8 protein-coding genes and 1 pseudogene are annotated in these 12,068 nt (G+C 57.6%); 6 read left to right on the top strand and 3 right to left on the bottom strand.

Features of this window, described 5'->3' with window-relative positions:
- Positions 1-65: 65 nt before the first annotated feature.
- Positions 66-1,712, top strand: a complete 1,647-nt coding sequence (gene gshA / locus GSQ77_RS21485) for a glutamate--cysteine ligase (RefSeq protein ID WP_158904775.1) — start codon at positions 66-68, stop codon at positions 1,710-1,712.
- 137 nt (positions 1,713-1,849) lie between these two features.
- Here the strand turns inward: gshA and GSQ77_RS21480 are convergent, their stop codons facing one another.
- On the bottom strand, positions 1,850-3,301 hold the full coding sequence (locus GSQ77_RS21480) for an efflux transporter outer membrane subunit (protein ID WP_158904774.1): 1,452 nt from the start codon (positions 3,299-3,301) through the stop codon (positions 1,850-1,852).
- A gap of 294 nt (positions 3,302-3,595) precedes the next feature.
- Positions 3,596-3,757 carry a hypothetical protein gene (locus tag GSQ77_RS21475; RefSeq protein WP_158904773.1) on the bottom strand — a complete coding sequence of 54 codons (162 nt, stop codon included), beginning with the start codon at positions 3,755-3,757 and terminating at the stop codon, positions 3,596-3,598.
- A gap of 230 nt (positions 3,758-3,987) precedes the next feature.
- Between GSQ77_RS21475 and GSQ77_RS21470 the strand changes: the two are divergent.
- Positions 3,988-4,395, top strand: a pseudogene (locus GSQ77_RS21470) (lytic transglycosylase domain-containing protein); the annotation flags it as partial.
- 332 nt (positions 4,396-4,727) lie between these two features.
- Here the strand turns inward: GSQ77_RS21470 and GSQ77_RS21465 are convergent.
- Positions 4,728-5,009, bottom strand: coding sequence for an HU family DNA-binding protein (locus tag GSQ77_RS21465; RefSeq protein ID WP_158904771.1), 282 nt, complete (start codon positions 5,007-5,009; stop codon positions 4,728-4,730).
- Positions 5,010-5,416: 407 nt separating this feature from the next.
- On the opposite strand from GSQ77_RS21465, the gene mnmC reads away from it, so the two are divergent.
- The 4 genes from mnmC to GSQ77_RS21445 all read left to right on the top strand — a co-directional run bounded on the left by mnmC (position 5,417) and on the right by GSQ77_RS21445 (position 12,039).
- Entirely contained in the window at positions 5,417-7,375 is a 1,959-nt protein-coding gene (gene mnmC / locus GSQ77_RS21460) for a bifunctional tRNA (5-methylaminomethyl-2-thiouridine)(34)-methyltransferase MnmD/FAD-dependent 5-carboxymethylaminomethyl-2-thiouridine(34) oxidoreductase MnmC (RefSeq protein ID WP_301951178.1), read from the top strand.
- Positions 7,376-8,094: 719 nt separating this feature from the next.
- Positions 8,095-9,297, top strand: coding sequence for a cation:proton antiporter (locus tag GSQ77_RS21455; protein WP_158904769.1), 1,203 nt, complete (start codon positions 8,095-8,097; stop codon positions 9,295-9,297).
- A gap of 144 nt (positions 9,298-9,441) precedes the next feature.
- Positions 9,442-10,569 carry a YbdK family carboxylate-amine ligase gene (locus GSQ77_RS21450; protein ID WP_158904768.1) on the top strand — a complete coding sequence of 376 codons (1,128 nt, stop codon included), beginning with the start codon at positions 9,442-9,444 and terminating at the stop codon, positions 10,567-10,569.
- 822 nt (positions 10,570-11,391) lie between these two features.
- Positions 11,392-12,039, top strand: coding sequence for a MarR family winged helix-turn-helix transcriptional regulator (locus GSQ77_RS21445; RefSeq protein ID WP_158904767.1), 648 nt, complete (start codon positions 11,392-11,394; stop codon positions 12,037-12,039).
- The last annotated feature ends 29 nt before the right edge of the window (positions 12,040-12,068 follow it).

Here is a 12,068-nt window from a genome sequence, read left to right as displayed (position 1 = left end):
GTGCGCCTACCTTATCGATAGCTGCAAACTGGCCCGTCGCCAGTGCGCCGCGCACTTGGCCACTCATGTCGAACACGTTTTCTTCCGCGCCCTATGGCGTATTTGCCCAACGCCTCGCTCTATTTACGGATGACGCAGGCGACGCATCGCCCTCGCCCAACTTGCTGGCGCAGGGGTTGCGCGGAATCGAAAAAGAAAGCCTCCGAGTCACCCCGCAGGGAACGCTGGCGATGACACCGCACCCCCGCGTGCTGGGCTCGGCACTAACAAATCCGCTCGTCACCACCGACTATTCCGAAGCACTGCTTGAAATCATCACGCCCGCCGAGCCGGATGTGGCGATGACCCTCGATTATCTCGATGCGCTGCATCGCCATGTCTATAGCAAGCTCGGCCAGGAACTGCTGTGGAACGAATCGATGCCGTGCGCATTGCCGGCCGACGACCAGATTCCGATCGCCGAATACGGCAGCTCGAACATCGGTCGGCTCAAGCATGTGTACCGTCGCGGCTTGGCGCTACGCTACGGCCGTTCGATGCAATGCATCGCGGGAATACATTACAACTACTCGCTGGCTGACGATGTCTGGCGCGTGCTGCGAGAACATGAGCACAGCGACGCGGCCTCTGTCGATTTCCAGTCCGAGCGCTATCTCGCGCTATTGCGCAATTTCAGGCGTTATAGCTGGCTGCTGATGGTGTTGTTCGGCGCGTCGCCGGCTGTGAGCACCAACTTCTTGCGCGGCCACGCGCATCAGCTCGAAACGCTGGACGCCGATACGCTGTTCCTGCCTTATGCAACCAGTTTGCGCATGAGCGATCTCGGTTATCAGAACAACCCGGCGCAAGCGGGCATGGCGCCCAACTACGATACGCTCGCGGCCTATGTCGAGAGCCTCGCGCGCGCCGTCAGCCAACCGCATCCGGCCTACGAGAAAATCGGCACGCGGCAAGGCCACGAGTGGGTACAGATCAATACCAATGTTTTACAAATAGAAAACGAGTTCTATTCGACGATCCGTCCCAAGCGCGTGATTAACTCAGGCGAGCGTCCTCTGCGCGCCTTGTCCTCGCGCGGGATTCAATACGTCGAAGTGCGCTGCCTCGATATCGACCCGTTCGAGCCCACCGGCATCGCGTTACCGACCGCGCGCTTTCTCGATGCGTTCCTACTGTTCTGTGCGCTGCAGGATAGCCCGCTGCTGGCGCGCGCCGAACACGACGAGGCCAACGCCAATTTTGCGCAGGTCGTCACGCAAGGTCGTCGCCCGGGTTTGCAGTTGCGCCGCAACGGCGTGGCACTCGATATGCAGGAATGGGCGCGCGAGTTGTTCGAGCAAATCGAGCAAGCGGCGCAGGCACTCGATCATGCTCGCGGCACTCGCTGCACGAGCGATAGTCATTGCACAGCGATTGCGACACAACGCGCCAAGCTCGATGATCTGTCGCTGACGCCATCGGCACGCGTTCTGGAAACCCTGCGCTCGCGCAAGCAAAGTCTCGCGCAATTTGCGCTGCAAATCAGTGAGGAGCATGCGCGGGGCTTTCGGGCGCGTCCGCTCGAAGCAGGGCAAAGCGCGTACTTCGAAGAGCTGACACGCGCTTCACTTGCCGAGCAGCAACGTCTTGAACGCGACGAAGCGAGCGATTTCGATGCGTATATCGAAGCGTATCGGACCTTCGACGTGGCATCGCCGCTGTCGGCGCCTTAGGCAACGCCTGCGCCTGCGCCAGCGCTGACCGGTACGTTAGCGCTGCGCGGCGATTCGGCCGCGCTGGTCAACCATGCCGACTCAAGCGTACTAAATCAGGCCCGCTGGTTCAACCGCGCTAATTCAACCGGGCCGATTCAACCGTGCTTCGCGACAGACAGCTCGCTGGCATCCCAACCGCCACCCAACGCCTTGATCAAGCCTACCGCCGAGACCATCCGGCTGCCGTTGGTGTTGACCAGCGTGCGGTGCGCCGAATAGGCGGTGGTTTGCGCAACAATCACCTGCAAATAGGTGGCGGTGCCGGCTTTATATTGATTGAGAAGAATATCGAGCGCCTGATCGGCCGATTGCGCAGCTGCGCGGTTGATCTCGACTTCCTGAGCAAGGATCCGCAGCGAGGCGAGATTGTCTTCGACATCCTGGAATGCCGACAACACCGTCCCGCGATAAGTCGCGACATTCTGGTCATAAGTCGCACGGGCAGCATCCGTCTGGGCCGCGCGCAAGCCACCGTCGAACAAGGTGCCTGCGAGCTGCGGGCCCAGAGTCCAGAAACGCGCCGGAGCCGTCAGCCAATTGCTGATTGAGCTACTCTCAAACCCACCTGATGCCGACAACGTCAAAGTCGGATAGTAGGCCGAGATCGCAACACCGATTTGCTCGTTGGCCGCGGCCGCGTTTCGTTCGGCCGCCGCTACGTCGGGGCGTCGCTCCAGCAGTGTGGACGGCAGTTGCGACGGGATAGCGGGCGGGGTCGCCGCAAGCGGCACCTGTGCAAGCGTGAACGTCGATGCGGGTTCGCCGATCAGCACCGCGATGGCGTGCTCGTATTGAGCACGCAGGATGCCGTTGTCCAACGCGGCCGCCTGCGCCTGTTGCAACTGGGTTTGTGCGGTCAGCACGTCGGAGCGCGCGGCGACGCCTTGGTTATACCGATTCTGAGTCAGGTCTAGCGATTTCTGGAAAGCAACCACCGTCGAGTCGAGCAGTTGCTGTGCAGCGTCCAGCGCGCGCAGTTGAAAATAGGTCTGGGCCAGGGTGCCCTGTGCCGAGAGCTGTGCATTGGCGAGATTGGCGGCGGCACTTTGCGCACTGTCTTTCTCTCCCGCGACCTGGCGCCGGATTTTGCCCCAGAGATCGGGTTCCCATGAAGCGTCGAGCGAGGTCGAATTGTCGTTGCTGATGCGGCCCGGCGTGCTCAGGTTTGTACTGCCCGTGCTGAAGCTGGCCGACGACGATTTCGAGCGTGTGTGGCTGGCCGATAGCCCCAAGGTCGGAAAATACGCGGCATTCGCTTGGGATACCAACGCGTTGGCCTGCCGGTAAGCTGCCTCAAAACTCGCCACCGTCTGGTTCGCCGCATTCACGCGCACTTCCAGCGCGTTGAGCTCGGGATCGTTGAACACTTCCCACCACGGACCGCGCGTGCTTTGATCATCAGGTTGCGCGGTCTTCCATCCCGGTGCAGCTTCCTTGAACTGCGCCGGCACTGCCACCGCTGGACGTTTGTAATCGGGACCCACCGTGCAGCCCGCCAACAGGCTGGTCAGCAGCACCGCACGCAATCCCAGACGCGACAGACGCATCGTTCCTCTCGCCGTGATTCGTGGCGCGGCGCGGTGAGAGAGGCGGGCAAGTCGCATGGGCAATCCTGAGGTGAAGGTTACGATGAAAGGCTGGGTGCGGGTCGCGAACAGGATATCTGCTGCGGATTTGCCGCGGGTTACGTGAGCCGGCGGCGACCTTACGATTTATTACCGCGCGTTTTTTTCATGATTTGTTACCGTGATTCGTTACGGTGCCTTGTTCCGACCATTTTAGCCTAGCGCGAGTTCGCGACTCGGCAACGCACTGAGGCGCGGTGTAATTAGGGCATACGTTCAGTGTGCGAGCAGGTAGTGCGCGGCAATCGTCAACACGATACCGATGGCACCCAGCAACAGCATGAGACGCAATAAGGTCAGTCCTGCCTGACGACGACGCGAGGCCGACGTGGCCCGGAAAGACGAACCGGGGACTGCACGGGGATAGTAAGAACGCATGCTGCAACCTCTATAATGAGCAAAAAAGTGACGGGCGCACTATTGTCGCTCAAAGTACGGGGGCGAAGGTTGATCTCGCTCACGGCAAAAGGCTGCTTGTTGCGCCGCTCGTTGCGCTGTTCCACTGAATTCGCAAATCCGCTGCATCGTTTCCGGCCGATCCGACCTTGCCACTCGTCCTTATGCAACAGCGCGCCAGTTTGAAACCGTTACGACTAACCTGGCACATTATGCGCTGGGCCCGCGTATCGTTTGCGCTTGCGGCGCTCGCGATCGGCCAAGCGGCGCATGCCGATTGCTTTGACGAGGCTGCGGCCTATGAACATGTCAATCCCATGTTGTTGCGCGCGATCGCTTGGCAAGAGTCACATAACCATGCGGACGCGACACACTCCAACAACAACGGTACGGTCGATTACGGCCTGATGCAGATCAACTCCGTTCATATGCCGGCGCTGTCGCAATACGGCATCTCGCTCGACACGCTGATGCAACCATGCGCCAACGTGTATATCGGCGCCTGGCATCTGCGCCGGCAAATGCTGCGCTACGGCGACACTTGGCAGGCAGTCGGTGCTTACCATTCCGCAACGCCGGCGCTGCGCGACCAGTACGGCCAGCAAATCTACGCCATCCTCGTAGGCTGGAATCAGGTGGGCGATTTGCCTCCACCTTTGCCCAGTAATTTCCCGCGCTCGACGGATGTGATCGAGACACCCAAGTCGGCAAAAAATATCGCCCAACCATCCCGTAGCGTGAGCAAGCAATCAGGCGTACTGATTTATCGTGGCGCGAGCAACGACAACGAATTCATTCACCGCCCGCCCCGATAGCGTGTGCCAGCGCTTAAAAATACAACGTCCTTAACCTATCCTACCCACCTCTATCCGCGCGGCGTTGCCGTACATCGACAAAACGCGGACGAAAAAAAACCCGCCGGCGGCGGGCATCAACAACGTGAGGGTTCAACTCACTTCTTGTTGTTGACGGCGTCTTTGAACGCTTTGCCGGCAGTGAACTTGACGGTCTTTGCCGCAGCAATCTTGATTGCTTCGCCAGTCTTCGGGTTACGGCCAGTGCGCGCAGCGCGCTTGCCCGAACCGAAACTTCCAAAGCCGATCAATTGAACTGCATCACCTTTGGCAACGGCTTTCTTGACCACTTCCAACAGCGTATCCAGCGTTTCGCCGGTGCTAGCTTTGCTCGCGCCAGTCTGAGCGGCGACGGCATCGATCAGTTCCTGTTTATTCATGAGGTTCCTTTCTCGGTTTGGGTTGATACGAACAGCACAACCGCCACGATTATACGTATGCGGGCCGTGCCGTCGAGCATTTACGTAGTGCCGCAAAAAAAGTCGCTTAACGAGAGGCAGACCGGTTACTGACCGCGACTGCACTACGTTACCACGGCAGGCTTGCTATGATAACCACCTCCGGGCTTAGATTTGACGCGGGTTTTCACGTAATGTGCCAGTTTTACCCAAAATTGGGCAGCAATTGCGAAAAAGAGCGCTTTTATGTTCTGGGAATTCCCCTCTAACCGCGTTCTAACGTTGGTTTTTGCCAACGCATTGATACCCAGGCGGCGCTTGCCCACACTGGCTTTGCCATCCCGCATCCCCATTTGCGCACTGGCTTTCGCGCTCCACCGACCCATTTCGTGACCCACCCCGAACAGTCCAACCAGGTTTTTTTACGAGATAGTGGTTTGCCTGAACGCTGGCAGCATCGCGATCGTTTTGCGATTCTACAAACCGGTTTTGGCACTGGACTCGATTTTCTGGCCACCTGGGCAGCCTGGCAGAACGATTCACTGAGATGCGAGCGACTGCATTTCGTCGTGCTCGAAGCGAGTCCGCCGGACGCCACCGCATTGCACCAAACACTGACCGCAGTTGCATTCGATCCGCTGGTGCGAGAGCTCGCGCGACATCTGTGCGCGCAATGGCCCACCCTGTTATCGGGAACACAACGGCTAGAGTTCGCCGCAGGCCGCGTCGTGCTCACGTTGGTTTTCGGCGAGCTGCTATCGACATTGCCGACCCTAGCGATGCGTGCCGACGCGTTTTATGTCGATGCGACTTCCAACTCGAATTCCGCTTCGCTCGTCGATTCGCTCGTTGATCCACTCATTAGCAACTCACCTGCCGACGCGCAGACCGTACAGGGCCCGTTTCTATTACGCGGTTTAACGCGCTTGGCAGCACAGCATGCCACGCTAGTGGCTACATCAATGCACGCGGGGTTACGCAAACGGCTGCGTGAATACGGTTTTGAAATAACCGCGGTGCACGATGACCACGATAACGATGACGGCAACAGCGGCCGTATCGTGGCCTCTTTCGCGCCACGATTTCGAGTCAGACGCCACGAGCCACCTGCGCCTTTTTCTGAAATCTGCCCTCACGCCGCGCGCGACGCGATCGTGATCGGTGCCGGCCTTGCTGGCTGCGCGTTGGTCGAACGACTCGCCGCACGCGGGTGGCAAGTCACTCTGATTGAACGACAAGCGAGCGCGGCGCAAGAAGCTTCGGGCAATCCCGCGGGTGTGTTTCACCCTATCGTCACGTCAGACGATAGCTTTGCGGCTCGCCTGTCACGTGCGGGGTTTTTGTATGCATTGCGTCGCTGGTCCGATCTGCGTGATTGCGGCGCGTCGTTTAACTGGCATTCGGACGGCCTATTCGTTGCCGCGCAAAATGAGGAGGAGTTTGCAGCGATGCAAGCGACGCTCGAACGCTTGGCATTGCCGGATTCCTACGTCAGGCTGGTTAGCCGCAGACAAGCCGCTTTACACATAGGCGTGACACCAGCCTTTGGCGGATGGTTGTTTGCGCGTGGCGGATGGCTGGATCCGGCAGCCTTGTGTAAAGCTCAACTTGATGCGGCCGGCGTGCGGCTTAAGCGTCTTTTCGGTCAAGCGGCGCAGCGCCTTGAAAAGCGCGGCGACCGCTGGCATGTCATCGATGCGCACGGCGCGTCGATCGCCGATGCCTCGGTGGTGATCGTGGCCAGCGCGGTCGATGCGCAGCGTCTGCTTGGCTCAAGACATTTGCCGCTGACCGCCATCCGCGGACAAATTACCGTGTTGCCGCTCTCATCCGACGCCGCACATCTAGCGCCCGAAATACCGCTGATCGGCGACGGCTACTTAGTGCGCTTGAACTCCGGGTCACTGATGACCGGTGCCAGCTACGATTTAGACGATACCGATCCTGAGGTGCGGTGGACCAGCCAGCGCGAAAATCTCGATCGGCTTGCGCATCTGGTGCCCTCATCGCGTAGCCATTTCGATTCGGCGACACTCGCCGGCCGAGTAGGCTTGCGCTGTGTCACCTCGGATCGCATGCCGGTGATCGGACCGGTTGCCGATGAGGCTGCGGCCTTGGCGCTCGCCAGTACCTTGAATGGTGCTCATTTGGCGGATATACCCCGCATCCCCGGTTTATACACAGCGACGGCCTATGGCTCCAGGGGTTTGACGTGGGCAGCGCTGGGCGCTGAACTTATCGCTTCGCAACTTGATGGCGAGCCCTGGCCAGTCGATCGCAAGCTAGCCGACGGCGTGGATCCGGCGCGTTTTCTATTGCGGGTATTACGGCAGACGTTGCGAGCCTAACCCCGTTGATAAGCTGTGGACAAACACCGCTGCGAATTCTGTATTGCCTGTGGACGGATTCTGGATAACTTGGCTTGCCCGCCCCTCGCCTCAAAACTTATCCCGCGCTCCCCGACGCCACGCAACTTTTGTCAGAGCGGTTGTGCGGCCGTTAAGCACATGATTTATCAACGAATAAGACAGTTATCCACAGAAATCGTCCCTGCTTGTTAACTACTACGATGTATACATATAAAAGATTTAAAACAAATCTGAAACTCGACTGTCTGAGCTAACTGCAGCGCCGCATCGTTTCAAAACCGATCAAAAACCAAGAGGAGTAAAGCAGCCCCGCTCCAGGGAGCGTTGGAGTAGGGTCCAGAACAAGCTATGGCACAATGATGTCGCTTCCCGAACCGGCAAACCTGCGAAATCTGTCGAGGTTTCAGGCTGGCTAGGGCGCTCAAGCCTCTCGTGCTGCGAAGTACATCTCCAAGATCTGCTCATTTTTGTAGAAAAATCGAGTTTTGCCGGACGACTACGCTACACGCGGCTTCGATTCCATCAATTTCCATGAAGCGGCATCGGGCCGACGCGAGCCCGCCGTCAACGCGTCATCGTTCTAGACCGGGTTCCGGTTCGGACGACGCATCGGGTCATGCTTTGGGTCACGTCTTATCAATCGCGCTCGTCGCCAAGGCGAAGCGGGCGCAACTGAAACAATTGGAGGAATTTGCCCCATGACATCGGCATTTTCATTTTTGCCGGATTGGCCACTTGTGCCTGATTCAATTTTTTGGGCCGGTTTGGCCTTGCTTGCCGCGGGCTTGCTCAGCGAAATTTGCTGGCGTGCGTGGCGTTTGCCACGCATTAGCGCTTATGCCGTGATTGGCTTGTTGGCAGGATCTGCTGGGTTCGATGTCATTAATGCCAACCTCAGCGTAGAGGCCAGACTCGTACTCGATGTTGCGCTCGGCTTGCTGCTGTTTGAATTGGGCAGCCGCCTGAATTTGCAGTGGATGCGCAAGAACGTCTGGTTGATCGTGACCAGTCTTGCGGAAGCGCTACTGACATTTGTGCTCGTACTGGTTGCCATGCGAGCGATCGGTTTGCCGATCTTGACTGCAATGGTGATCGCAGCAATTGCCATCTCGACTTCACCGGCCATGGTGATTCAACTCAAGACCGAGTTGAAAGCCGAAGGCCAAGTGACTCAGCGCCTGCTTACGCTCACTGCGTTAAACAGCATGCTGGCCGTGATCTTGACCAAGCTTATTTCCGGCTGGCTGCATCAGACGTTTTACGGCGATTTTTTCGCGACGCTACTCGCGCCGCTGTACTTGATCGGTGGATCGTTGATCCTTGCTTATTTGCTGGCGCGCGGCTGTAATTTGTTTTATCGGCGCTTCAGTATCCAGGACGAGCATTCGTTCGTGGCATTGATGGGGCTCATTCTGCTGGCCGTAGCGGTTGCGCAGGTATTCAAGCTATCGATCATCCTGGTGATGTTGGGCGCCGGTATCCTGTTCAAGAATATGGATGACCGTCCGCAGTTGTGGCCCGAGCATTTCGGCACGGCGGGGCGCTTGCTGACCGTGATTCTGTTCGTGCTGACGCTCACCACCTTCCATTGGCAATTCATCGAATATGGTGGACTCGCTGCGCTGGTGCTTATCGCTGCCAGGTTGGTGGCCAAGCTCGCTGGCGTATTGGCGTTTGCGAAGCCCAGCGGTATTGACTTCAAACAAGGGACGGCATTGGGCTTGTCGCTCGCGCCGATGTCTTCGCTGGCCTATCTGTTAGTCGACGATACGTACACCCTGTACCCCGGTTTCGATCCGGATCTGCGTGCTGTGATCATGTGCGCCATTGTGATTTTGCAAGTTGGGGCGCCGTTGTTGGTGTATCGCTGTTTGGCGTGGGTGGGGGAGCGGAAACAATGAGCATAAGCAATAAAATGAGCCGTGACATCAGCAGTAACACGAGCGGCGAACGCGATCAGCAAATGTGAACAGTAAGGCGATCATCAATGCCGGACCTTACGGGTCGAGCATAGCGGTTGGAACAAATATTTGAGGAGTTGCAGCATGTCATTGGGTCCATTCCACGATTCAGAATCGTTCACCTTTGGGGTTGAACTGGAAATTCAGATCGTCAATACCCACGATTACGATTTGACCAACGCCGCGTCGGATTTGATGCGACTGGTCGGCAACAAGAAGGTACCTGGCGATATCAAGCCGGAAATTACCGAAAGCATGATCGAGATGGCGACCGGTATCTGCACCAGTCATGCGCAGGCGCTCGACGAACTACGCACGATCCGCGATGTGCTCGTCGACGCGGCCGATCATCTCAACGTCGGTTTATGCGGCGGGGGAACTCATGCTTTTCAGCACTGGACCGAGCGGCAGATTTTCGATTCGCCGCGGTTCCAGTATCTGTCGGAGCTATACGGCTACCTTGCCAAGCAGTTCACGGTATTCGGCCAGCATGTCCATATCGGCTGTCCGAACGCCGATCAAGCGCTATACCTGCTGCATTCGATGTCGCGTTACATCCCGCACTTCATCGCTTTATCCGCTTCGTCGCCGTTCGTTCAGGGCGTGGACACCGGTTTTCATTCAGCCAGGCTGAACTCCGTATTTGCGTTCCCGCTTTCCGGGCGCGCGCCGTTCGTGCTGACTTGGCAGGATTTTGAAGCGTATTTTTCCAAGATGGTTGCGACGGGTGTTGTCGAAGGCATGAAGGATTTCTATTGGGATATTCGGCCCAAGCCCGAATTCGGCACGATCGAAGTCAGGGTGATGGATACACCTTTGTCCATCGAACGAGCCGCCGCGATTGCAGCCTATATCCAGACGCTGGCGCGCTACCTCTTGCTCGACAAGCCGGTTACGCCCGAGGAAGACGATTACCTGGTCTACACGTTCAACCGCTTCGAGGCCTGCCGATTTGGCCTGGCAGGTCACTATGCCAATGCGCACAACAGCGCGCGCAAGACCATTGCGGAAGATATTCTCCAAACGCTGGACCTGCTCGCGCCGCATGCGGCTGTACTGAAGTCGGAGGACGCACTCGAGGAAATTCGCTCTATGGTGCGATCGGGGATCAACGATGCAACCTGGCTGCGTCAAATTCAGGAAGGCGAACACTCCCACTCTTTGAACGAGGCGGTCAGGCAGCAATGTCTGCAATGGCGCGGTCGAGCCTAGGGCACGCCGGGGCACATGGCGAGACGTCTCGACGATACGCGACAATACGTCGCACCGACCCGCACCCGCGATAAGCGAGCGCATGAGGAGCGCATAGGGGGCGATCGGTGACTTGAGGATGACAAGCGAATTTCGGTTCGCTTTTTTGTTTTTGGACTGGGCTCGGCAGAGGTTGTTGGCCTGCTGGACGATTAAACGACCCCTTGCGCAGGCGCGTTCGTTAATCTGAACCCACGGGGGTGAGGGGTCTCTTCGAGGTCCGCCAGCGGCCTGTAAGCAGGTTTGCGCAGAAAGGCGGTGGCTGGGCCTTCGGCCAACGGTGAGGCCGCGGCGCATGATTCTCAGCGGTGGCCTCGCCGGTGATCGTTCTTGTCTTTATGGTGTTAACAGAATCATTATTTAATGATAGTAATCGTTAACAACACACACCAATTTCTGTGGATAACTGAATTTTTTTAATTTCTATCAAGAACTTGGCTGCGGGATAACCATGTGGGCCCATGCATGATTACGTGCGCAAAGAAGGGACAACTTTTATACTTGCGTGCGAGTCGAACAACTTATCCACTTTCGCTCCCGGTCTCATACAAGAAATTTCCACAGCTTATGCACAGCAAAGCGCCAACAACGTGAGATTATTTGTAATCTTCCAGAAAGGGTTGATGGTGGCAGGCGTAAACGCAAAATGGTATTTATTGCTTAGCAAGTGAGAAGCGTCAAAGTTTGAGATACTAGTAAGCGTGGAGGGGTTGAATGCCCACGGCAAACCTTCCTTCGAATAATCCAGCGGCACGTCAAACGGCCGCTTACCGACTGATTACTATGAGCGAAGGCATTTACGGCGACCAGGCCACCGGTCGAATCACCCACAGTCTGTTACGGTTAAGTACCGCGATGCGCAGCGAGGCCTGGAACTGGGCCGAACAAGTCGGGCTTACGCCGACTCAGGGAGAAATCCTGGTGCTGCTGATGCAACGCAAGGAATCGCTTCGCCTGGGCGAGATCGCACGCGAAACAGCGTTGACGGCAGCGACCACGAGCGACGCGGTGAGTACGTTGGAAACCAAAGGGCTGGTTGAAAAGCGTCGAGCACTGGACGATGGCCGTGCACTCGCGGTGCGACTGACAAGCCGAGGACGTACCGCGGCACGCAAGGCACTGCAGTGGCCGGGCTTTCTCTCGGGCGCTGTCGATATTCTGAGCGGCGGCGAGCAGGTGGCTCTATATCGTTCGCTAGTCAAAGTGATTCGGGACCTCGAGCTTAAAGAGACCATCCCGCTGCACCGCATGTGCTTGAGTTGCAGCCATTTTGAGCCGGGTCGTGCGAGCGCGCGCAAGCAGGCCGTTCATCATTGCAACCTGCTCAAGATTCAATATGACGATACCGGGGTGCGCCTGGATTGTTCGTTCTATGACGAAGGCGATGCATTGCAGCAGCGCAAAGCCTGGAAGATTTTTTCCGGTAATTGAGTGCGGCGCTCAGGGCAGAGAGAGTATTC

Source organism: Burkholderia sp. L27(2015) (genome assembly GCF_009765705.1).
GTDB lineage: Bacteria > Pseudomonadota > Gammaproteobacteria > Burkholderiales > Burkholderiaceae > LMUX01.
This window is presented reverse-complemented; position numbering and strand designations above follow the sequence as displayed.